Below are 22,758 nucleotides of genomic sequence, written 5' to 3'. Positions count from 1 at the left end.
TCCACCGCGCCGGCGGCGCCCGTCAGGCTCGGCGCAGGGGTGCGAGTGCGTCCGACCAGGCGACGACTTCGGTCAAGAGCTGTTGGAGTGTCGCGGCCTGGCGTTCGGCGGGGGTGAAGGTGGTGAAGGCCTCGAAGTCGGTGGCCAGTGACAGGTTGACCTCGGTGCGGACGACGGGCATGTGCAGTGCTCCGGCGACGAGGCGCAGTTGCTCCGCGGCGCGGGCCCCGCCGGCCGCGCTGCCGTAGGAGACGATTCCGGCGGCCTTGTCGTTCCACTCGCGGTACAGGTAGTCGATCGCGTTCTTCAGCACGGAGGGCATCGACCGGTTGTACTCCGGCGTCACGAACACGTACGCGTCGAACGCGGCGATCCGGGCGCTCCAGGCGCGCGTGTGGGCGTACGCGTAGCTGCCGGTCAGCGGCGAACGCGGCTCGTCGAAGACCGGCAGCGCCTGTTCGGCGAGGTCGACGAGTTCGACGTCGGTGTGGCCGTGCTTCGCGGCGGTCTCCGCGGCCCATGCGGCGACTTGGGCCCCCACCCGGCCGGGACGGGTACTGCCGAGAATGATGCCGATCTTGGTCATGCCGTTGTCCCTATCTGTCAGGCAAGGTAGGTGGCGCAGTTGATGGTGGATACGGTTGCTCAAGCCGAGGCTCATGGAGCCTGTGCTCACCACAAGGCTTCTCAGGGTGCTGTGCCGTGCGGTGATGCCAACGCCACGATGAGTCCGTTCAGTCGCAGGCGTGTGGCGCCGCGCAGGTGCGGCAGGTCGTGGCTGCCGTCGCCGGTCGGGGTGATGAAGGCGACCTGCTCGGTCCACCGCAGCACGGTGCCGCGCGGCTGCGGTCGCAGGCCGACGGTCACCAGGGAGGTCCAGCGCAGGGTGTCGTCGACGCGTGCCTCGTACACGTGGACGATGCTCCGGTCGGGGACGATGTCGATGTACCGGGCGCGGTGTTCGAGGTGTTCCGGGGTGTTGTCGAGGGTGGTGAAGATGCTGCGGACTGTCTCTCCGCCTCCCACACGGAAGTCGTGGTGGTGGAAGGTGGTCGTCCCGGGAAGCCTGAGCCACCGCCGCCTGACCGCCGTGTCCCGGAACGCCGCGAACACCGTGGCCGCGGGTGCGTCGAGGTGCTGTTCGACCGTGAACGTCTCGTGCCGCGGGCCCGTGTCTCGCTCGTCGTCGCGGGGCACCACGGTTCGCGGGGGCGGCCCCGGCAACTCGCGGGGCTGTGTGCCCGGGAGCGGTCCCCGGTCTCGGTGCTCGGTCATGGCGTCCTCTCACGGCGCGGGTCGGCCCCTCGGGGCCCGCTCCTTTACTTACTATCAGTAAGTAACACGCGAGAACCGGTTTTTCTCCCGCCTCCGCTTACGCACTTTCAAGTCACCTGGGCACCGCGGAGGAAGCAACGCGCGCATGCCCCCTTCACCGCCAAGCCACGCGTATGACTGACTTGGAGTTACCTCTCGATTACCGTCGCCCCCACTGGCGCCACGCACCCAGGCCCTGGGGGAAGCGGTCCTCCGATTCGCCCCCAGGGCAGGTCGACGAGCGACAGGTTCGCGGGCGCGTGGCCGCCCTCGCTCCGCGGCAGCGCGGCCCGGAAACCGAGTTTCCTCCGAGGCGGTACGTGGTCGCCGGACCCGAGATGAGCGCGCGGGGAGCGGGCGTAGTCGAGACAGCCCACGTGGTGCCGGTCCCGGACAGCCGTGAGCACGACGGCAGGTGGATCTGACGCCGACCGTTCCGCCGGGGTCATCCCCCAAGTACCCCTTGTATGGGCCGTGCCCGTAGCTGACGTACCGTCAACTGGGTCAACGGAGATCAGGAGAGCGCACGTCTGAATGGTGGCTGTCCCCTGGCATGTCTGCCTACGAAGCACCGACTTGCGCGTCTCGGGGCAGCTTCGGGGCATCGGTGATGGCCTTGTCGACCGCCGCATCCGCCTCGGCGAAGAGGCGGCGGTAGTGCTGTTCGCGGGCGTCGCCGGTCAGGCCGCTGCCCTCGCTGTCGAACATCACCGCCACCTCGGTGTCGGGAACGCCGCAGTACTCCGAGATCCCCCGGAGCAGCGGGCCGTCGAGCAGCCCGAACACCAGATCCGCGTTCTTGTCCTGTGCGGTGATCCCGGCCAGGCCCAGCCACAGCATCCGCTTGCCCGCCATCAGGGAGTCGGTGCGCCCGTACGCGAGACCGTGGTTCCACACCCGGTCGAACCAGCCCTTCAGGAGTGCCGGGAGCCCGAACCACCACACGGGGAAGACCGGAATGACGATGTCGGCGGCGTGCACGCGGCCTATGTGGGCGTGCACTTCGGCGGAGTAGGTCTTGTCGGGATCGCCGTAATCGGGCTCGTCCGCCGGGCGGTTGCGGGGGTCGAAGCCCTCGGCGTGCAGATTGAGCAGGTCGACGCGGTATCCCGCGGCCCGCAGCCGGACCGCGCAGCGGTCGGCGACGGCGGCGGTCAGGGAGTCGGAACGGTGGTGGGCGACAACGATCAAGGCGGTGCGTGCGCGCTGGGAACGGTCGTTCTCGGTGGCGGCCTCGTGGTTCATGGATCCAGTACAGCCGCAGGCCGGTGGACGATCCATAGGTGAAACACGGGCATACCTTGGTGTGCGTCTACACTCCCCGTATGGACCCCTTGAGCGACATGCTCGGCGGCATTCGAGCCGAGGGCGCGTGGGTCACCCAGACCGTGCTGGAGCCGCCGTGGGCGATCCGCTTCACCGACGGCGCACCGCTGACCATGCTGACGGTGATCCGCGGAGGCGGACTGGTGATCCTGGCCGACGGCACCGAACTCACGGTACGTGCGGGCGACACCGCGCTGGTGCAAGGCCCGGCGCCCTTCCACCTGGCCGACAGCGTCGGCACGATGAACCACCCGCACAGGACCTACGAGATCGCCTGCCTCGATACCGACACCGGTCCCGCCCGGACCGCAGGCCCCGGCACCAGCGACCCCACCACGGTGATGGCGGGCGGCTACCGTGCCACCCGCACCCGCCAGGAGCGGCTGCTGCGCACCCTGCCCCCCGCGCTGGTGCTGCACGAGAACCATCCCGACAACGTCCTGTGGCTCGGCCTGGCCCGGAACGCGCTCACCCGACGACACCTGCCCGGCGGAACCGCCCTGATCGACCGCGTCCTGGACACCGGACTGGCCTGCACCCTGGGCTGCTGGTTCGAACAGGCGGGCGCCGACGCCCCGGGCTGGTACCGGGGAGCCATGGACCCCGTCGCGGGCCCCGCCCTCGAAGCCATCCACGGGCACCCCGGAGCGCCATGGTCGGTGGGCTCGCTGGCAGCCGAGGCGAACGTCTCGCGGGCGCACTTCGCCAAGCGCTTCACCGAGGTCATGGGCCGGCCACCGCTGAGCTACCTGACCGACTGGCGCATGCACATCGCCGAGGAACTGCTCTCCGACCCCGATCACAGCGTGGCGGACGTCGCCGAGGCGGTCGGCTACCGCGACCCGTTCGCGTTCAGCACCGCGTTCAAGCGCCTGCGCGGCAAGACCCCAGGACAGTTCCGCCGCCCGGCACCTCGCCCGCGCGCGGGCACGAACCAACGAACCAGGACGGACCGTTGACCTCCGCCACTGCCCGCCTCGACGGCCGACCACCCCGACAAGGTGGCCGGCCCCCCGCGTTCATGGCCGCGCGTGGCGTCCTTTGTTCTCGACGGTTCCGAGGCGGTCGACCGCCAACCGCAAACCGTTGACAAACGGCCGTCCCGGACGGCAACGAAGGCCGTACGGAAGACGGTGACGCCACGAGCCTCCTGACCCGGTCGGCACGGCGGATCAGCGCCGCCGAACGTCGACGCGGCCCCGATTCGGCGCCTCGGTCAGGGACCTTCGACGCCGGAATGCGTGCCCTGTTCGTCCACGAAGGGCCCGGTGCCGGTACCGGCGGGGACCGGATGGCAGGGGCCCACTTCGCCGGTGGCGAGTTCCGAGATTCCTCCCGTCGTGACGTTTTCCGCGTTCTCCGGGTCCTGGTGGATGCTCATGGTCAGAACGAGGGTCGTTCCGGCGGGAATGCGTTCGGGGTGGATCTCCTGCCAGCCCTGGCGGAAGTACGCGCTCTCGGCGTCGGTCATCGGGCGGTCGCCGGGCGGCTGCACCCAGTCGAAGATCCCCGTCAGGACGTCGCCGGGCACCGGGGACGCGACGTAGCGGCCTGCGGCACACTGCATCCCGGCCGGCACGTAGTCGACGCGCACGTTCGCCCCGTACTGCTGGAGGCGCGCCTCCAGCGCCTGCGGGTCGCGGTACTCGGCGATCGTGAACCTGATGGTGCCGTCGGGCTGCCTGACCACGGTGAACGGTGCGGCTTCGGCGTCCTTGCCACCGAAGTACGTCGGGCCCGCGAGACCGATCGAGGTCGCGATGACGGCGGACGCGGCAAGCCCGTACGCGAGGCGGCGGCGTGTGCCGATCCGCCGGCGCGCGACCGACGGAACGATCGGTTCGGGAACGTCGCCGTGCGCGACGACTCCCTTGAGTTCGTGCAGCAGTCGGTCCTCGAAGCGCGTGGGGTCGGTGTTCATGCGGGAGCCTCCGCGTGTGGCGTGGGGGTGGGCAGGGTCGGCTCGGTGGCGGTGCGCGGCTCGGCGTCCGCTTCGCCGTCGTTCCGCATCGCGTCGGTCAGGCGTCTGCGGGCGCGGTGCAGGCGTACGCGGGCGGCGGTGGTCTTCATCCCCAGGACGCGGGCGGCCTCGTGGACGCCCAGCCCGTCGACGGCGACGAGTTCGAGGACGGCGCGGTCGCGGTCCGGCAGGTCACGGAGAGCGCGGTACGTGCGCCGCGCGTCGGCCTCAGCGTCCAGGCGCTCCTCCAACCGCGCGATGTCGTCGTCGTCCACGAGGCGCCGCCCCGCGACGCGTCGCGCGGCCTCGGCCTCCCGGGCGGACCGGCGCCGGTCGTTGGCCACGACGTTGCGGGCGACCCCGTACAACCAGGCCCGCCCTCCGCCGGGCCCGCCCCGGTACGTGTGCGCGGAACCCAACGCCGCGAGGAACACCTCCGCGGTCAGATCAGCCGCCGAATGCGGGTCGTCGACGCGCCGGGCGACGAAGCGGGATATGGCCTCGATGTGCGCGCGATAGAACACCTCGAGCACGTCCGGGTCACGGCCGATCGCACTGACGTCCACTTCGTCGCCGCTGCGTGCGGCCGGATCGTCGTTCGTGGGCGGTGGCAAGGAGCCTCCCCGTTCGGTGAATTCACGGTCACCGGCTTGTGGCACGGGGAAGGGCTGACGTTACAACGCGGTGGTCCGCCGTGCGGCACGGCGGCGTCCGCGTTCACTGACAGGCGCATGCGAGGAGGGGCTTGTTCAGCCGAAGGCGCTGTTCGTCGCCGCGCGATCGACCTCGGGCACCGGGCCGCGTGAGCCGCGGACGCCAGCCGCCGCGATGCGCCGCACCGACCGATCCACGCCCCGGGAGCGACACCATGAGACTGGACAACCACCGCGTCGTCATCACGGCCGCGGGCCGCGGCTTCGGGCGAACCCTGGCCATCCGCCTCGCGGACCTCGGCGCCGAGGTCTTCCTGTCGGCACGCGACCTCGCCGCCGCTCACCGCGTCCGCGACGAGATTCGCGACCTCGGCCACCAGCGGGTGCACGCCTTCACCTGCGACCTGACCGACCCCGCATCGATCCGCGACTTCGCGTCCGGCGTCGCGGAACACACGGACCGCGTCGACATCCTCGTCAACAACGGCGCACGCTACCTCGAAGGCCCGGACCTGCTGTCCGCAACGGACGAGGACATCGCCGACACCATGGCCTCCGGTGCCACCGGAACAGTCCTGACGACGAAGAGCTTCCTCCCCCTCCTGCTCAACTCGGAGATGCCGGACGTCGTCACCATGGTCTCCGCATGCGGAACACCGGGCCACCACCGGTCGGACGCGCACGACGCCTTCTACGCGGCCAAGAGCGCCCAGGCAGGGTTCACCGAGATCCTCTCCAAGCGCCTGCGTCCTCGCGGGATCCGGGTCATCTCGCTCTACCCGCCCGACTTCGACAACGCCGACCCGCTCTCCGAGGAGTGGGAGACCACCCCACGCGAGGCCGAGGGCACCCTCACCGCGCACTCGCTCGTGGAGTGCGTCCTCTTCGCCGTCGGCCAGCCTCGCGATTGCTTCATCAAAGCGTTCCACTTCGAACAGGTCTGATAGGCCTGACAGATCTGACAGAGATGACAGATCTGACAGATCCCATAGATCCGACAGATCCCAGCCATGCCCTCGCACGTCGACACACGACGGCTGCCCCCCACGCCCGAAAAGCCACCACCGCTCGGCGGTTCACGGCTCGCGGCGCAGCTCCATCTTGAGTGAGGAGCCGACTCGGGAACGAACGCCACGCGCGGAGGCCTCCGTGCTGGAGAAGCACGTCATTTCGCCTTGCTCCCCGAGTGTGCGGTGGGCAAGTTGTCGCATCGGGGTGAGGCCGGCCGAGGGCGTACGTGTGCTGTGCTGTCCGGAGCTGTGCGGCGCCGTCGCGATATCGGCGCTCTTCCGGGGGAAGACGTGGGTGATGAGGCGGCGTGTGTGTTCCGGCATGCGCGGCAGGTCGACCCAGCCGGACGGATCATCCGCGGACGCCTGCCCGGTCACCACCGCGTCGCGGACAATGGTCGCGGTCCGCATTCCCAGAGACAGGTTGAAAGTCAGTTGCCTGAGCTCGCTCATCAGACCGCCGGTCAGTACGTTGGGGCGGGCCCCTGTCAGCGATTCGACGACGTCCCTCAGGTCACGGCTCGGCTCCTGGCCGGCGTCTTCCTGGAGTCGGCGCACATCATCCAGCGCGGAGGCGATGCCCGCCATGAGCGGTATCTGCCGCTGGACATGGTCGTGGGTGAGCCGAGCCTGGACACTGCTGGGGGTTGAGAACCGCCGACCGCCGTCGAGGGATGTGTCGAGTCGCGGCAGGTCGGGATGGGAACCGGCGGCCGGGGCCGTCGACGCTTGCCGGTCGCCCGCGACGTACTGGGTGCGATGCGGAGGCCCGTGGACGGGTTCGGCGCCGACCAGCGGGTTGCCGGGGGCTTGTCCGTGCAGGTCGGCGTACCGGGCACGGAGAACTTCGGCCGGGACGCGGGGGAAGCCGAGCAGCGGCAGCAGCGGGGACACCGCGTCCACGGCGTACTCGGAGGGAACGGACCCGTCACAGCCGCGCAGGATGTCGCAGGCGGCTGAGCATGTCAGGTCATAGAGGGCTTCTTGGCCCACAGGTCCGTAGAACCGGGTGGCTTGTTCGACAGGTCTTCGCGCGTCGGGGACCGCATGCGACCACCTGCGGGCGGTCGGCAGCCACCGCTCCGGCGCGGTCGTCAACGGGTTGCGTCCGTCGAGGTGCAGGTAGCGGACGAGGTCGATCACCGCGGCGTGTTCGGGAGCGGTGAAGGTGACGGCGACCGAGTCCCAGTCGATGACCGTCGGAATGTCGTACGCGAGCACGACGTTGCCGGGTTTCCCGTCGAAATGCACGACACGCCCCGGCCCCGCCGCCTCCACCGGCGGCAGCAGCGGCGCCACCCGCCCCCAGAACTCCTCGAACGCCGGGCCCCCGGGCCCGAACGGCTCGCCCACCCGGGCGTAGACCTCGTCCCACAGTTGCCACAACTTCGCGCGGCGCGCCGCGTCCCAGGTCGACGGTCCGTCGAACACCAGCGAGCGGTCCTGCAGACCGGGATCACGCTGATCGTCGATGTTCGCGGACTGCCACCGCGCGAGGTCGGAGGTGTCGACACCGCCGAGCGACTCCATGCACTCCGCGAAACCCGCTTCCGCGAACGCACGTGCGTCCGGATCACCCGAACCGGGCGGATGCCCCGCGAAACCCAGGACCTGAACCGCATGGCCGTCGCTGTTTCGGTACTCGTGGACGAACTCGGGAAACCACACCGCCTCGCCGCCGGTGGCCACCTGGTAGAGGGCATGGGACGGCAACACCCTCAGGTCGTATCCGTCCCGCAGAGGCTTGGCAACACGCTCGATCACATGGTTCGGAACCGGGGTGAAGTAGAACCCCGCCCGTGCGGTGTTGTACCCGCCCGCGGCACCCGCCTCCGGACCGGAGACCAGCACGCCTTCGAACGGAGCCACAGCGGACGCGGGATCGCCCTCGCCGTGGTGCCCGGGGTCACTGGCCGGCATGCCACTCCGCCTCCCTTGGATGCGTCCCGGTCGGATGGTGCGCCGACGCCTGCCCTGTGGCGGTGCGTGGGCGCTTCAGGAAGGGGGCGACAAGCGATCCCAAGGCGTCGGCTCACCCTACTCCCCCACCGATGCGGGGGATACCGCCACGGCACAAACCCGTGACCGTTCACGGGAGTTGCCGCGCGCGGCATGAACCGGCCGACAAGCCTCGTCCGGCATACGCGCGGCTCCCGCAGGTCCCTCGTGTGTCCTTGTACGCGAGGCCGTGACGCAGGAGACTCTGTACGTCGGTGGCGACCGAGGGAGGCGCGTTGGCGTCCACGGCAGGACGGGTTCCGGAATCCCTTCGCGATGTCGCCACCGCCGGGCTGGCCCAGCCGGCATCGGCCCTGGTCCCGCATGTGCGCGGCGCGGGAGCACCGCTGACGCGTGTGGGCACGGCGGCGGTATTCGTGGACATGGACGACACCCTGACGCCCGAGGTCAAGGTCTGGCCGGACTTCCTGCGCGGACTGATGCGCGACCAGAACGTGGCCCCCGACCGCAACGACATGTTCGACCTCGGGTTGGCAGGCACCGACCTGACCCTGCGGATGTACGACCTCGGCGTGCGCAGCCCCGGACTCGACCGGGACCGGCCGCGAGAAGAGCATGCGGCCGGGATGCGCGCGGGAGCCGACCAGGCCGTCGTGGCCGCGATACACGACCGGGGACGGGAGTTCATGCCCGGTGCCGATGCCATGCTCGCGGCGCTCGCCGCATCCCCGATGCGCGTGGGCCTGGTCACCAGCGCAGGCAACGCGATCGCCGAGGCGTCCTTGCGGGCGCTTGAGCGCGCTTCCCGTCACGGGTTCCGGCGGGACATGTTCGACACCATGGTCACCCTTGACAAGGTCGCGCACGGCAAACCCCACCCCGAGCCGTACCTGCGCGCCGCCGCGGACCTCGGCGTGGACCCGGCGCGGTGTGTGGCGTTCGAGGACTCGCACAGCGGCGTACATGCGGCGAACACCGCCGGAATGGGCACCACGGTCGCGGTCACCGGCACGGGCAACGTACCGCGAGGCCCCCGCATCCACCGCGTCCCCTCCCTGGAGCACGTATCCGTGCTCACCGTCGCGGGCCATCCGGTGCTCACCGTGGGTCCGCCCCGGCCACAGCACGCACAACACACCCTGCCCCCGCCGACGGCCGTCTCGACTGACCGCGAACGCGCACAAGCGGTCGGCCGGGAACTGCGCAAGGGCTGACAGGGAACGCGCCGGGCAGGCCGACGCTTTCACCCCCTGACACCAGCCGGGTCACCGTCCGGGACGTGCCGGAGGCGGGACGCGCAGCCGCCAGGCAGCGCCGGCCGTGTTCGGTGTCCACCGCCCGGCATCGCCCCTGTCGTCGCCGACCCCGCATCCGCCGTGACGTGCGGTTCAGGCCGTGAAGAACCGGTCGGCGAAGACCTCCCATTGGGCGAGGAAGTCGATGCCGGGGTCGCGCAGCCAGTGGTGTTGCAAACCGTCGAGGAAGGACAGGAGTTCCACCGCGGCCAGGTCGGGGCGCGGGTGCCAGGCCAGGATGTGCCGTTCGAACATGGCGCGGCCCTCGCCGAGCCGCGCCTGGAAGTAGGCGTGCGCGGGGTGGTCGGGGTTGAGTGCTTCGGCTGCCAGGACCGCGTACAACCGCAGGATCGGACGCTGGGTCAGGTTGCGCCGGACGACCGCGGTCATGAGGGCGCGTGCCGACGCCGGATTTGTTGCGGGTCCCAGGGCGTCGCCGACGTTGGTGAGGTCGAGTTCGTCGCGCCGTTCGAGGACCGCGACGAGCAGGGCGTCCTTGGACGGGAAGTGGTGGAGCAGCCCGGCTTTGGTCATGCCGCAGGCGGCGGCGAACGCCTCCAACGGCACACCGTTGAAGCCGGAGGAGGCGATGAGGTCGGTGGCCGCCTTCAGGATCTCCTCGCGGCGTTCGGCCGGTGGCAGCCGACGGCGGCTTGCGGGGGTGGACATGCGGTGCGCTCCTCCGAAGCCGGCAATGCCGATCATGCTACCGGGCTATCCTATTTACGATTTGGTAGATAAGGTTTCGTCGCCGGCTCACCACGCCCGAGTTCGGCTCACCCAACCTGCCCGCGTACGGGGTGACTCGTCGACCACAGCGATGCCCCGACGTCGCGCCGCCGGTGCGGTCGTCCGCGTCTCCCGCCTTCGGTTCCGGTGAGCGTGGGCCCGACGGGCGTCGGCAACGAGAGGAAGAGAAGCCGTGATCCGCAGTTGCTTCAACGACGGTTGGCAGGTCCGGCCGAAGGCGAGTCCCTTTGTCGAACTGGCCGGCCCCTCCGTTCCGTACCGGCAGGTCACGCTGCCGCACGACGCGATGATCGGTCAGGAGCGGGTGCCTCCGGAGGGCGAGGCGTCGATGGACGCGCACGCCCGCGCGTACTTCCCCGGAGGGGTGTTCGAGTACCGCAAGGCGTTCTTCGTCCCGGACGAGTACCGGGGCAGGCGCGTCTTCCTGGAGTTCGAGGGTGTGTACCGGGACGCGACCGTGTATGTCAACGGCGACTACGCCGGGCAACGTCCTTACGGCTACTCCGGTTTCCTCGTCGACGCCGACCGTTTCCTGCGATTCGGGCGGGAGAACGAGATCCGCGTCGAGGCCCGCACTCACCAGGACTCCCGCTGGTACACGGGCGCGGGCATCTACCGGGACACCTGGATGCTCGTCGGCGGGCTCGTACGGATCGCCCCCGGCGGTGTCCGGGTCACCACTCCCGACATCGACCCGCACCGGGCGGTCGTGGAGGTCGCGGCCACGATCGCGAACGACTCGATCGCGATCCGCACCCTCGACCTGACCGTCGAGATCCGCGATGGCGCCGGCGCGGTCGTCGCCACCGACACCGCGAAGGTCACGGTCCTGCCCGGCGAGCCCGCCACCGCTCGGCGGCGCGTCTATGTCTTCGACCCGTCGCTGTGGAGCGCCGAGTCGCCCTTCCTGTACTCCTGCGAGGTGAGGATCCAGGACGAAGCGGGCGAGGCGGACGCCGAGACCACGGTCTTCGGCATCCGCTCGCTGCAACTCGACCCCCGTTTCGGCCTGCGCGTCAACGGCGAGACCGTCAAGCTGCGGGGTGCGTGCGTCCACCACGACAACGGGATCCTCGGCGCGGCCACCCACGCCCGCGCGGAGGAACGCCGGGTCGAGATCCTGAAGGACGCCGGGTTCAACGCCATCCGCATGGCCCACCACCCCATGAGCAGGGCCATGCTGGAGGCCTGCGACCGCGTGGGCATGATGGTGATGGACGAGGCGTTCGACATGTGGACGTCGGCGAAGAGCGACTTCGACTACAGCCTCAGCTTCCCCGAGTGGTGGGAACGCGACCTCGAGGCGATGGTCGCCAAGGACTTCAACCACCCCAGCGTCATCCTCTACTCGATCGGCAACGAGGTCCCCGAGGCCGGCTCGGTCGCGGGTGCGGCGTGGGGCCGCAGGCTCGCCGAGAAGATCCGATCACTGGACGGCGGACGCTACGTCACCAACGGAATCAACAACATGGTCGCCGTGATGTCGGAACTGAAGCGGACGACCGAGCAGGCCCCCGAGGACACCGAAGCGCCCACAGGCGTCAACACGTTCATGACCGACCTCGGGGACACGATGAACCTGCTCAGCGCCTCGGAACTGGTGACCGAGCGCACCGCGGAGTCGTACGGCGTACTCGACGTCGCCGGCATGAACTACTCCGAGAGCCGCTACGCCCTCGACAAGGGCCTGTTCCCCAACCGGGTCATCGTCGGCACCGAGACCTTCCCGACCCGGATCGACACCAACTGGGAGCTGGTACGGCAACACGGCCACGTCATCGGGGACTTCACCTGGACGGGCTGGGACTACCTGGGCGAGGTCGGCATCGGCCGCCCCCGCTACCCGGCCTCCGACACGCCTGCGGATCTCCTCGCGCCGTACCCCTACCTGCTGGCCGGTTGCGGCGACATCGACATCACCGGCCACCGCCGCCCGGCGTCCTACTATCGCGAGATCGTCTTCGGCCTGCGCACCGAGCCGTACATCGCCGTTCAGCGGCCCGAACACCACGGCAAAAGCTGGGCCGGAACGCCCTGGGCGTGGAGCGATGCGCTGTCCAGCTGGACCTGGCCCGGGTTCGAGGACAAGCCGATCACCGTGGAGGTGTACAGCGGCGCCGGCGAGGTCGAACTCATCCTCAACGGCCGCTCCGTCGACCGCCGGCCGGCCGGGGCGGGACACCGCTTCCGGGCCGAGTTCCACCTTGTCCACGAACCCGGCGAACTCGTGGCTGTCGCCTACCGGGACGGCGCGGAGACAGGGCGCCACGTCCTGCGCTCGGCCACGGGTCCCCTGCGACTGCGTGCGGAAGCCGACCGGTCGGCCGTCTCCACCGCACACGGCGACCTCGCGTACGTCACCCTCACCCTGACCGACGCCGACGGCACCGTCCACACCGCAGCCGACCGGCCCGTAAGCCTCCACGTCTCCGGCAACGGCGCCTTGACGGGCTTCGGCAGCGCCAACCCCGCCACCACCGAGCGCTTCGACGCCACCGAACACCACACCCACGAAGGACGCGCCCTGGCCGTCCTCCGCCCTCTCGCCCCCGGCGAAATCCTCCTGCGAGCCTCAGCCCCGGGCTGCGATCCGGTCGAGATCCCGATCACGGTCGCATAAACGCGCCTGGAGCCGCGCGCCTGTGCGACCGCGGCAGACGCAGACAACGGCTCAGGGGATGGTCAATGGCTGACCGTTCAGGCGTGAGACACATCCCATGCCCTCGAAACCGCGACCAACTGTCGCCCTGAAGCCGACTCTGGATGCGGGGGTTTCAGACAGTCGATCCTCCGGCCGACCCACCCGCCGGGCCCTGCTCACCGACTCTCCCGTGGCGACGTCTTGGCGTCCTGCACGAGGAGCAGCAGCGCCGCCCAGACGAGGGCGAAGCCCGTCCATCGGGCGGCCGGCATGGGCTCGTGTCGGATGATGACACCGATACCGAACTGCGTCGCGGGTTCGATGTCCTCGGAATCGAGAAGTAGCCAATAGAGAGGAAACAATCCCCATAAACCATAGGCGCTCAACCCCGGCACCAAGCCGTTGTCGAATCCACTTCGAGATCTTAACCGCAAGCCCTCGGGAAACGGCCGCCATCGCAGAAGTCGGCTTTCTCTTCGCGCTATCTGGACAGGACCCGCCCACCTGCCTCCCGGCGAGCCGTGAACCTCAACCGCACCGCGATTCGTCACCGGAGCCGCGGAAACCCCCGGCACGCCCGGAGAACGCGGATCCCGCCGACACCGGACACACGTGCGGAACCCCGGGACCATTGCAAGGAAAGCCAGGTTGACCTGTCATATTGGCAAAACGGCTGATCCCTCAGGCCAATGCGTACGCCGCCTCCAGCTCCCGACAGTTCGGAAGCAGTACGTTCTCCATCGCGAAGACGGGATTCCCCGCCGAATCACTCACCGCGATCCAGATCACGAGCGCGGAAGTCCCGGGGACAGCCTCCAAGGCCTCCGCCTCATCCTCATCGAGGTCCCGAGCCGTCACGGACTCGGTCGCGCGCGCGAGGCGGATGCGCTTGGTGTCCTCCAAGTGGGCCTTGATCCCACCCGGTACGAGTGTCCCCGAGCCCAGGTCGGTGCCCTCGGCAACCGCCAAGGTGAAGTACGTGGAGACGAGTTCGACCGGCCCGCCGCCTTCGACCACCAGCACCTGACGGAGCAGGACGGACGTCCCGTCGGCGAGCTTCAACATCTCCCGCACTCGAATCGGGGCGTCGACGCGCGCGACCCCGAGCAGAACCCCCGTCGCGGCCTCGTCCAGCGCGAGCAGAATCGCCCCCCGCCGCTCGGGCTCGGCCGCCCGACGCGCCATGACGAACCTCCCTCGCCCTTGCTGAGCCTGTATCCAACCGTTGCGGGCGAGGATCTCCAAAGCCCGGACAACCGTGGGCCGCGAACACCCGAACTCCTGGGCAAAACCCGCCTCGGTGGGAAGCAACGAACCGACCGGGTAGGTTCCGTCCTCAATACGCTGCTGAACTACTTGTACGAGTCTGGCATATTTGGGCTGCGCCACTTCAAAGGGCACGGCGAGAGCCTTATATTCGACCATTTGAGTAAAGTACTGTCGTCTTGACATCCTGTCGACTTGGCCAACGGCCAACAACGGCTAAAGAAATTCCATAGTCGCCGTGTCCCGCGCGCGAATTGGCTGTTACCCGATGCCTGGTGACACCGCTGCCAGGTCGTGTCCGATGACTTTTGGGCACGCGTCCGGCCGCTGCCACCGAGAGCGGAGTGACGGTTCCTCAACCCGGACCAGAAGTCGCTGCGCCGGATCACGCACGAACCGCGCACCCGGATCCCGTCCGAACACCCGCTCCACGAACCCGAGTTCGGCTCGACCATGACCTGCCGACGCAGCGTCACAACCGAATTGGCCGATCCGCGTCTCCTGTCGCAAGCGTCCTGGCCGATACCGCGGCCTGAACACAACCTTGCCCAAGGACGACACACGCATGACGTCCCCGACACACGCTCGACGGGGTCCACCCGTCGCATGCACCAGCATCGCGCATACGCCGCGCGGCGCGCCCGTCTGGCTCTGGAACGCGCGATCAGCCGATCCGGATCCAGATGTGTCCATGGGCGGGCAAGGCGCGTCCGATGTTCTTCGGGGCGGGGCCCCCGGGGGGCTCATGGTGAATCCGGGCGGTCGGCCGTGGGCGCCGGGTTGACCTCCGAGGCGATGGCCGGAAAGGCGTACGAGATGAACGTGACCTCAGACCCCGCACCGCTACGGCGGCGCTACCTCGGGCGCGTGCGGGGGTGGCTCGTCCGTGCCGTTGCCCCCCGGCGCCGACCTCGGCCTACGGAGCCGTTCCGTACGGAGCGGCTGAAACCGTCACCGGGGGGCGCATTCGAACGGCTATTGACCGAACAACCACCGCCGACTCCACGGTGAAATCGGGCACATCCCGCCCGTCGAATACGAGAACAACCACTACCTCGCAACCACGAAACCCCAGGTCACAACCACCAACTGAGATCTCCATCAAATCCGGGGCGGTTCATCCGGTGATCCCGCTCGGGGGCGCCCTCGGTGCGTGCGGGCCGGGTCAGGGCTGCCCTGCGGGAGCGGACGAGGAGATCGGGAGCCGCGTGGGGCCCGGGGTGGGCGGCGTGGCGGAGTCGGCGGGCGGTGGTGGGACGTAGGCGGCGAGGATCGGCGCCCAGGCCGGGTTCGTCAGGATGGACAGGGCCTGCTCGTCGGTCAGCGGCAAGGTGCCGCGGGTGGGTTTGCCGTTGTCCGACAGTTCGCCGTTTCCGTAGGTCAGTTCGACCATGGTCTCCCCGGTGACGTAGTTGAGGCCCTTCCAGGCGATGCCCTTGTCCGGAAAGGGCTTCTCGAAGGTGCCGAGCAGCGTTCCGTCCGGTGCGTTGCGGCAGCCGCCGAAGTTGTTCTCCTTGGGCGTCGGCTTGCCATCGGCCATGGTGCACCCGAAGAACCGCTTGCCCACCATGTGGAAGGTCACCTCGACCACGCCCTGGCCGGTATCCCAGGTGACCGTCGCGTAGAGGCCGCCGTCGACGGCGGTGTTGGTCGTGACCTGCTTCGTCCCCCCGGGCAGCAGGCTGGTGATGATCGGGCCGAGCTGCTCGGCCAGGGGATTGGGTGCCACCGGCTGCGCCGGCAGTTCGGGGTTCACGCCGCCGACCTGTCCGTCGATCCCGGACGACGGATCCGCCGCGGGTCCCGCCTTGGCCGCCGGACTCGGCCGCAGCTCCGCCGCGCCCATAACGCCCGCCGCGATCACTCCCGCCGCCAGGGTCGCACCGGCGGCCTGACCCAACGCGCGCCGCCGGGCCCGGCGGCGTCCGACCGCGACCGCCCGGGCAGCCACCCCCGTGGCCGGTGGGACCTCCAACTCGTTGATTTCGGTGTGCAGTTGGCCGCGAAACAGGTCTTCGGTCTCCACTACGTGCCCTTCCACGATGTCGGTTTCCCTCATGTGTGCCGCTGTGTCTGTCGCCGACCGTTGTGCCCCGCGCCGGTTCCTCACGGCCGTCCCTCCTCGGCGGCCGTGCGGTTGAGCTCCGGCACGCGCTCGCGCAGCCGGGCGAGTGCGCGCATCGCGCCGGTCTTCACCGCGGACACGCCCATGCCCAACTGCCGTGCGGTCTCCTCGACGCTCAGGTCCTCCCAGTACCGCAGCACCAGCAGGGCACGGTCGCGTGGTTCGAGGGTGTGCAGCGCGTCGACGAGGGTGAGCCGCAGTTCGGGATCCCCCTGGGCGGGGGCGGGGGTACGGGCCAGTGCGTCGGCGTCGATGCCTGTCATCTCGCCGCTGCTCTTGCGGCGCCGCCCGTCCAGGAACACGTTGATCATGACGCGCTTGGCGTAGGCCTCCGGGTGCTCCTGCCGCTCGAGCTTCGGCCACGCGACGTAGACCTTCTCCAGCGCGGTCTGCGCGAGGTCCTCGGCCAAATGCCAGTCGCCGCAGAGCAGATAGGCGGTGCGGCGCAGCACGATCTGGTTCACCTCGGCGAACTCGGCGAACCCGATGCGCTCCCTGTGGAACCAACCCATCCTTTTCCCCGCTCCGTCGACGACCTCGCAGAGTCTTGACGTGTCGAACCACCGGTTCGGTCACACCGTCCCGATGTGGCGGTCGGTTCGCGGATTGACCGCGCGGCGGCGGGAGACCGGGTTCAGGTGTCTGGGCAGGAGATCACCGTGCGGCCGGCGCGTGCGGCTTCCAGGGAGTGGTCGCGGAGTTCGCGGAGACTGTCAGCCCAGTACTCGACCCAGTCTTCCCAGTCTTGGTCGGACTTGGTCGTGCACGCGCGGGGTGCCATGAAACAACGCGGTGGGGCGGGTGGCGGTCAACCCGTGAAGGGGGGCTTGCCCATCTGGTCGCGGATGGTGGTCACGGGCGGGTTGGTCAGTGTGCGGCGCTGCCAGTTGGCGCCGTCGACGACGAGGGTGTGTCCGGAGATGAAGCGGGCGTACGGGGATGCCAGGAAGGTGGCGGCCCAACCGAGTTCGCGGGGGCGGCCGACGCGCAGGGCGGGCTGGCAGGCGTCCTTCTCGTGGGTGCGGGCGAGGTTGCTTTTGATGTCGTCGGTCATGTCGTCGTGCGGGAACAGGCCGGGAACCAGGCCGTTGACCTGGATGCCGTACGGGCCCCACTCGACGGCCAGGGTTTCGACCATGTTCTTGACGCCGGCCTTGGCCGCCGCCGAGTGGGCGAAGCCTGGGCCACCGGTCCACGCGTACGAGGCACCGACGTTGATGATCGAGCCGGGAGTCCCGGCGGTCATGTGGCGGCGGCCGAATTCGCGGGCGACGAAGTACGTGCCGTTGAGCGTGATGTCGACGACCGTCCGCCAGGCCTTGGGCGACATGTCCTCGGCCGGTACCGGGAAGTTCGCCGCCGCGTTGTTGACGAGCACGTCGGGCAGACCGAACGCCTCGGCCGCGGCGTCGAAGGCCGTCGCGACCGACTCCGGGTCGCGGATGTCGCAGACGACGGTCGCCACCTTCGCGCTCACCTCGGTCATGGCCTCCCGCGCCGCCCGAAGATGTTCGGGTTTGCGGGAGGCGACGACGATCGCGGCGCCCAGGCGCGCGAACTCGGTGGCGATGGCCTTGCCCAGGCCGGTGCCGCCCCCGGTGACGAACACGGTCTTGCCGTCGTACGTGCCGGCCGGCAGCGCGGACTCCCCTGCCGGCGCGGCGTCGGGCAGACCGGGGTGGGTACTGGTGCTCATGGGGCTCAGCTCCCGGTGTAGTGCGCGGCGCGGTTCCCGGCGCGCGCGGCGCGGAACTCGGCGTAGTCGTCGGACTTGTTGACGAAGGTCTGGGCGATGAGTTCGTCGGCCATCGACGAGCGGATCTCGGGCTCGGCGAGGTGGCGGATGACGCGGCGGGCCATCTTGACGGTCGCGGCGGGGGCGGCGGCGATCTTGTCGGCCATCTCGCGCACGGTGGCGTCCAGGGCATCGGGGGCGACGACGCGCGAGACGACGCCGTGGGCGAACGCCTCGGCGGCGTCCATCGGCCGCCCTGTCAGGACCATGTCGGAGGCGACGCCGTGGCCGCAGATCTGGAACAGCCGGCCTACCCCGCCGGTGTCCGGGATCACCCCGTGGGTGACCTCGGGCAGCATGAACCGCGCGTCGTCGGAGGCGACGCGGATGTCGGCGAGCAGCGCGCGTTGGAACGACCCGCCGATCGTCCAGCCCTTGGCGGCCACGATCACCGGGGCCTCCAGGTCGAACAGCTGCTGGATGCCCTTGTGGCCGCGCGTCATCAGCTCGTGATGGCTCAGCTCGACCTTGTCGCCGCCGATCGCGCCGACGTCCCGGCCGGAGGAGAACGACTTGCCCTCGGCGCGCCAGATGACCGCGCGCACCTCCTTGCGTCCGCGCAGCTCGGCCAGGATCTCCCATAGGAGCTGGTCCATGTCGTCGTCGAAGGCGTTGTGCTTGTCCGGGTTGTTGTTGGTGATCGTGGCCAGGGGACCGTCCACGTCCAGCAGGATCTTGTCGGCCATGGTGCCTCCCGGGTCGTCGCGGGCTCACGGCGTGGGGACCCCCGACCCGCAGTTCTGACGGTACGTCAGAAATAATGTTCAAGCCAGCCCTTCACCCCGAGGCGGCGAAAGCGGGCGACCGGGAGGCCACTGGGAGATGCGACACCCCGAAGGCTGCCGACGGGAGTGACGGGTGATCGTCCCGCGCGCACGCTGCGGCGACGCATGCTCGTTGGTGCGGCGGTACGACGCGGCCCGGGCGGCGTACGGCCGCGGGCGCGGTTCGGCGCGTCGGCGTCCGGCACACGTATGGCGTCCTGGCGTGTCGGGAGATCAATGAGGATGTGTCGTCTATTCAGACGAATGATGACCATATGCCGATCTCGACGCTGCAATCCCTCCGCCGGTCCCGCCGGTACCGCTGGTCCGCGGTCGCCGCGGCCGGGCTCTCCGCCATGGCTTTGGCGGCACCGAACGTCGCGTCGGCGGGCCGCGCCGCGCCGCGCTCGGTGCCCGAACCGTCCGCCGACACGTCCGTGATCACCGTGAGGACGGGAGGCGACCGGACCGGGGCGCAGACCGTGGGCGCGTTGGCCGGCGTGTGCGGCTCGCGCTGTTCGCCGAATCCACGGAGAGCCCGGTCGACCAGGCGTGGGGCGTGTGTACGTCGGACGCCGACGGGGACTGCTCCTTCACCGTCCCGGAAACCGGCAGCGGGCAGGCGAACGAAGGCCGCCGGTTCCTGGTCGGCCAGGTGCCCGACGGGGTGCCCGCCGGCTGGTACACCAACCCCCGGCTCCGGGTGGGCCCGGGCAGCGGAAGCGGTTCCGACGACCCGGCCTACGTGTTCCCAACGCCCGCCCTGGAGGGCGGCAACACCTACGCGTCGACGATGCCGGAGCCGAACGGGTTCATGCTGAGTTCGACGTACGGCACGAACTACACCGCGTCGGGCGGCGTCTGGCAGAACTCGCGCAACAACCCGCGGCTCCCCGCGCACTGCGGAGTCGACGTCGCCCTTGTGCTCGACCTGTCGGCGTCGGTCGGGTCCGCGCTGCCGCAACTGAAGGCCGCTTCCGACACGTTCGCGGACGCGCTGACCGGCACCCCGTCGCGGATGGCGGTCTTCTCGTTCGACCGGGCGTCCCCGGCGACGAGTGTGGCCGCCAACCACCCTGAACTGCAGTCGGTGTCGACGAAGGTGGGCGCCACCGCGTTCAAGAATCTGTACGCCGACTGGACGCTCGGCAAGGGCACCAACTGGGACCAGGGCATGTGGGCCGTCGCCCAGGCGTCCGAGCACTACGAACCCGTCATCGTGCTCACCGACGGCAACCCGACACGGTTCGCCGACAACGCGCAGGGCGACGGCTCCAACACACACTTCCGCGACGTCGAGAACGGCATCTTCTCCGCCAACGCCGTCAAGGCCGAAGGCTCGCGTGATCGCGCTCGGCGTCAGCAAGGGTGTCGAAGGCGTCTCGGCGCTGAACCTCCGTGCCCTGTCCGGCCCGACCGCCTACGACGGGACCAACGCGGGCGCCGCGGACTACTACCAGACCGCCGACTTCGCCACCGCCGGCCGGCAGTTGCACGACCTGGCGATGGCGCAATGCCAGGGCAGCATCTCGGTCGTCAAGCAGATCGTGCCGTCCTCGACCACCGGCGAGGACACCACCGGCGCCGTGAACGCGGGTGCCGGCTGGACGTTCGACGCCACGACCACGACGTCCGGCATCGGCGGCATGCCCACCACCGAGACCACGACCGACGACGGTACCGGCTCGGTCGCGTTCCAGCCGTCCTTCAACACCGTCGGCACCGGGGCCTTCACCGTCTCCGAGACCCAGCACGCGGACCACGAACTCGTCACGCAGAACGGCCGCAACGCGGTCTGCACCGACCTCGGCACCGGCGACCCGGTGGAGGTGGCGAACACCGGGACGGCGGACGCCCCCGGATTCTCCCTCGGCGTCGATGCCAGCCAGGCGGTCAGCTGCGTGGTCTACAACCGTCCCGTGGTGGCCGCCGACGTCACGGTCGACAAGACGTGGCGCATCAACGGCAAGGACTACGAACAAGGCGCACAGCCCGACGACTTCGACGCCTCGCTCACCCTCACCGGACCGGGCGCCGCCGGGGCGACGGCCCAGCCGTGGGGCACGCCGCGGACGGGCTACCGGGTCGGCGATCACCCGACGGCCGACGAGACCGTGCGGCTCGCCGACGGCTGCACGCTGGACTCGGCACGCGTGACCTCCGTCGACGGGGAGACCACCGACCTGCCGCTGCCGCACACGGCCGAAGTGAACGGCCCGCACCTGCGGATGGGGATCACCAACACCGTCACGTGCCCGGGCTCCACGACGAGCCCGACCCCGACGCCCACGCACTCGCACACCGCGCCGCCGACGACCACGCCCACGACGCCGCCCACGTCCGCCCACCCGACGACGGGGCACCCCACGGGACACCCCGGCACGGGACACCCCACGACGACGCATCCGACGCACGCGACCCAGTCGACGAGCGGGCACCCGGCGCCGACGCACTCCACGGAACCCGGGTCGCCGTGGGCGCCCCCGCCGGGGCCGGGGACGGGATCGGGCGGCGGACACCTGCCCGGCACGGGCGCGTCCCCGCCCCTGACATGGCTGGCCGGCTCGGCCGCGGTCGCGATGGCCCTGGGCGGCGCGGCACTGTACGCGGCGCGACGCCGACGCGGCTGACCGAAGCGGCCGATGGCCGTCGTCGGCGGACACGACGGCGGCCATCGGCCCGGACACCGAACGCGTAGGTGACCGAGGGCCAGGTACCGTGGCACGGCAGCCCGGCGAGTTGCCGCTGACAGCAGCCAACAGCATGAGCGGATTCGCCGGTGCGTGATGAGGCCGCACCCAAGTTCGACGAGTGCTTCGTGCACGTCGGCTCGGCGCTCCCAGCGAATACGGAGGCGCGGAAGCCGTCCGGCCGGGCGAACTTACGACGTGTCACCGCCCGGACCAGCGTGGCCGGGTTGCCCGGGTCGCCGCGGAACGGGAACGCGTCCGCTTTCGGCGTGCCGTCGGGCGGGGTCCGGGGGGTGAGCATCAGGTTGACGTCGGTGATGTCGTCCGCGGGACGAGCGGGGTGCCGACGGCGGGTGAGGCCTTCGAGCGCGCCGGGTCCGGGCCTGGATGGGCGTCGGCTCTTCGGTGGGTGATGTGGGTCTTCCGGGGACACGGGCTCAGCGCCAGTGTTCGTGGTCGACGTGTGTGCCGTCGGCGGCGAACTTCCTGATCGAGCGGCGGTCGGCGTTGACGGCGACGGTCTTCCGTGCCGCGCGGGCGAGGGGCGTGTCACTGGCCGAGTCCGTGTAGAAGATGGCGTCCTCGGGGGCGAATCCGGCTCTGCGGACCGCGTGGAGTTTGGCTTCGCCGACGTTGTGGGCGGCCAGCCGCGGACCGCGTGCGGTGTATTCGAGGCGAGAGGCGATCAGCGGGATGCCGCCCAGGCCGACGCCGTCCAGGAAGGCCCGCGCAAGGGTCTCCTCGGAGGCGGTCGCGACAACGGTCGGGCCGCGGCGGACGGCGGCTGCGCACACCGCGACCGCCTGCCGCACCACGGTTGTCCGTTCGGCCAGGGTCCTCCCGACCCGGCCCGCGAGTTCCTCGTACTCGCTTCGGCTCATTCCGCGCAGGGCGAGGGCGACGAGCCTGCGGTTCACCGCGGGCTTCAGCGCGCTGTCGGGAGGAGCCGACACCGCGGCGAGGACGAGCGGAAGGGCCGCCACGAGCCGGTGCGGGCGGGCCTTGAGACGGCCGCCGACCAGGGTGGCCATGGTGTCCGCCCTGGTCAGCACCCCGTCGAGGTCGAAGATCGCGAGGGTGGCGCCGGTCGTGTTCACCGCGGGCCCGTACCGGCTTCGACTGCGGACGGCGCGCGTGTGGGCGGGAACGGGCTCGCGGGAAGCCCGGGCGGGGTGTTCCGGCGCTGGGACATGGGTCTCCCGTGCATGGG

At 70.1% G+C, this 22,758-nt stretch carries 22 protein-coding genes and 1 pseudogene; 5 read left to right on the top strand and 18 right to left on the bottom strand.

Annotated elements, in window-relative coordinates; genetic code table 11:
* Positions 1–22: 22 nt before the first annotated feature.
* The 3 genes from LO772_RS32050 to LO772_RS32040 all read right to left on the bottom strand — a co-directional run bounded on the left by LO772_RS32050 (position 23) and on the right by LO772_RS32040 (position 2,559).
* Positions 23–586, bottom strand: a complete 564-nt coding sequence (locus LO772_RS32050) for an NADPH-dependent FMN reductase (protein ID WP_231775531.1) — start codon at positions 584–586, stop codon at positions 23–25.
* A gap of 101 nt (positions 587–687) precedes the next feature.
* Entirely contained in the window at positions 688–1,275 is a 588-nt protein-coding gene (locus LO772_RS32045) for an SRPBCC domain-containing protein (protein ID WP_231775530.1), read from the bottom strand.
* 600 nt (positions 1,276–1,875) lie between these two features.
* The gene (locus LO772_RS32040; protein ID WP_231775529.1) at positions 1,876–2,559 is read right to left on the bottom strand and encodes an NAD(P)H oxidoreductase; all 684 of its coding nucleotides are present in this window, start codon (positions 2,557–2,559) and stop codon (positions 1,876–1,878) included.
* A gap of 80 nt (positions 2,560–2,639) precedes the next feature.
* On the opposite strand from LO772_RS32040, the gene LO772_RS32035 reads away from it, so the two are divergent.
* Positions 2,640–3,599 (top strand): helix-turn-helix transcriptional regulator, encoded by a 960-nt coding sequence (locus LO772_RS32035; protein ID WP_231775479.1) that lies wholly within the window; start codon positions 2,640–2,642, stop codon positions 3,597–3,599.
* A gap of 257 nt (positions 3,600–3,856) precedes the next feature.
* Here the strand turns inward: LO772_RS32035 and LO772_RS32030 are convergent, their stop codons facing one another.
* Both LO772_RS32030 and LO772_RS32025 read right to left on the bottom strand, forming a co-directional pair.
* Entirely contained in the window at positions 3,857–4,561 is a 705-nt protein-coding gene (locus LO772_RS32030; RefSeq protein WP_231775528.1) for a hypothetical protein, read from the bottom strand.
* Entirely contained in the window at positions 4,558–5,214 is a 657-nt protein-coding gene (locus LO772_RS32025) for an RNA polymerase sigma factor (protein WP_443089338.1), read from the bottom strand. The genes LO772_RS32030 and LO772_RS32025 overlap by 4 nt, the downstream gene beginning before the upstream one ends.
* Positions 5,215–5,468: 254 nt before the next feature.
* Between LO772_RS32025 and LO772_RS32020 the strand changes: the two genes are divergently transcribed.
* On the top strand, positions 5,469–6,197 hold the full coding sequence (locus LO772_RS32020; RefSeq protein WP_231775527.1) for an SDR family oxidoreductase: 729 nt from the start codon (positions 5,469–5,471) through the stop codon (positions 6,195–6,197).
* A gap of 132 nt (positions 6,198–6,329) precedes the next feature.
* Here LO772_RS32020 and LO772_RS32015 read toward each other — a convergent pair whose 3' ends face one another.
* Complete coding sequence (locus LO772_RS32015; RefSeq protein ID WP_231775526.1) at positions 6,330–8,183, bottom strand: histidine phosphatase family protein; 1,854 nt, start codon at positions 8,181–8,183, stop codon at positions 6,330–6,332.
* Between the two features lie 314 nt (positions 8,184–8,497).
* On the opposite strand from LO772_RS32015, the gene LO772_RS32010 reads away from it, so the two are divergent.
* On the top strand, positions 8,498–9,436 hold the full coding sequence (locus LO772_RS32010; protein ID WP_231775525.1) for an HAD family hydrolase: 939 nt from the start codon (positions 8,498–8,500) through the stop codon (positions 9,434–9,436).
* A gap of 174 nt (positions 9,437–9,610) precedes the next feature.
* Here LO772_RS32010 and LO772_RS32005 read toward each other — a convergent pair whose 3' ends face one another.
* Entirely contained in the window at positions 9,611–10,186 is a 576-nt protein-coding gene (locus LO772_RS32005) for a TetR/AcrR family transcriptional regulator (protein WP_231775524.1), read from the bottom strand.
* Positions 10,187–10,439: 253 nt separating this feature from the next.
* Here LO772_RS32005 and LO772_RS32000 point away from each other — a divergent pair, with 253 nt between their 5' ends.
* A complete protein-coding gene (locus LO772_RS32000) occupies positions 10,440–12,887 on the top strand; it encodes a glycoside hydrolase family 2 TIM barrel-domain containing protein (protein ID WP_231775523.1) in 2,448 nt (815 codons plus the stop codon).
* Positions 12,888–13,084: 197 nt separating this feature from the next.
* On the opposite strand, the gene LO772_RS31995 is transcribed toward LO772_RS32000, so the two are convergent.
* From LO772_RS31995 to LO772_RS31955, 9 genes are all read right to left on the bottom strand, one after another.
* Positions 13,085–13,270 carry a hypothetical protein gene (locus LO772_RS31995; RefSeq protein WP_231775522.1) on the bottom strand — a complete coding sequence of 62 codons (186 nt, stop codon included), beginning with the start codon at positions 13,268–13,270 and terminating at the stop codon, positions 13,085–13,087.
* 319 nt (positions 13,271–13,589) lie between these two features.
* Positions 13,590–14,333 carry a GntR family transcriptional regulator gene (locus LO772_RS31990; protein ID WP_231775521.1) on the bottom strand — a complete coding sequence of 248 codons (744 nt, stop codon included), beginning with the start codon at positions 14,331–14,333 and terminating at the stop codon, positions 13,590–13,592.
* Positions 14,334–15,339: 1,006 nt separating this feature from the next.
* Positions 15,340–16,233, bottom strand: a complete 894-nt coding sequence (locus tag LO772_RS31985) for a hypothetical protein (protein ID WP_231775520.1) — start codon at positions 16,231–16,233, stop codon at positions 15,340–15,342.
* A gap of 47 nt (positions 16,234–16,280) precedes the next feature.
* Complete coding sequence (locus tag LO772_RS31980; protein WP_231775519.1) at positions 16,281–16,811, bottom strand: SigE family RNA polymerase sigma factor; 531 nt, start codon at positions 16,809–16,811, stop codon at positions 16,281–16,283.
* Between the two features lie 122 nt (positions 16,812–16,933).
* On the bottom strand, positions 16,934–17,080 hold the full coding sequence (locus LO772_RS31975) for a hypothetical protein (RefSeq protein WP_231775518.1): 147 nt from the start codon (positions 17,078–17,080) through the stop codon (positions 16,934–16,936).
* Between the two features lie 27 nt (positions 17,081–17,107).
* On the bottom strand, positions 17,108–17,995 hold the full coding sequence (locus LO772_RS31970) for an SDR family oxidoreductase (protein WP_231775517.1): 888 nt from the start codon (positions 17,993–17,995) through the stop codon (positions 17,108–17,110).
* Between the two features lie 5 nt (positions 17,996–18,000).
* Positions 18,001–18,780: an enoyl-CoA hydratase/isomerase family protein gene (locus LO772_RS31965; protein WP_231775516.1), complete on the bottom strand. Its 780-nt coding sequence runs from the start codon at positions 18,778–18,780 to the stop codon at positions 18,001–18,003.
* Positions 18,781–19,114: 334 nt separating this feature from the next.
* Positions 19,115–19,303 (bottom strand): hypothetical protein, encoded by a 189-nt coding sequence (locus LO772_RS31960; protein WP_231775515.1) that lies wholly within the window; start codon positions 19,301–19,303, stop codon positions 19,115–19,117.
* 395 nt (positions 19,304–19,698) lie between these two features.
* Positions 19,699–19,971, bottom strand: coding sequence for a hypothetical protein (locus LO772_RS31955; protein WP_231775514.1), 273 nt, complete (start codon positions 19,969–19,971; stop codon positions 19,699–19,701).
* 230 nt (positions 19,972–20,201) lie between these two features.
* Here LO772_RS31955 and LO772_RS31950 point away from each other — a divergent pair, with 230 nt between their 5' ends.
* Complete coding sequence (locus tag LO772_RS31950) at positions 20,202–21,488, top strand: hypothetical protein (RefSeq protein ID WP_231775513.1); 1,287 nt, start codon at positions 20,202–20,204, stop codon at positions 21,486–21,488.
* Positions 21,489–21,613: 125 nt separating this feature from the next.
* Here LO772_RS31950 and LO772_RS31945 read toward each other — a convergent pair.
* Positions 21,614–21,715: pseudogene (locus tag LO772_RS31945) on the bottom strand (IS5/IS1182 family transposase); the annotation flags it as partial.
* Between the two features lie 270 nt (positions 21,716–21,985).
* Entirely contained in the window at positions 21,986–22,645 is a 660-nt protein-coding gene (locus tag LO772_RS31940; protein WP_231775512.1) for a haloacid dehalogenase-like hydrolase, read from the bottom strand.
* Positions 22,646–22,758 lie beyond the last annotated feature (113 nt).

The organism is Yinghuangia sp. ASG 101, assembly GCF_021165735.1.
GTDB lineage: Bacteria > Actinomycetota > Actinomycetes > Streptomycetales > Streptomycetaceae > Yinghuangia.
The sequence above is the reverse complement of the archived record's forward strand: the minus strand, read 5'-3'. Positions and strand labels throughout refer to the sequence as shown.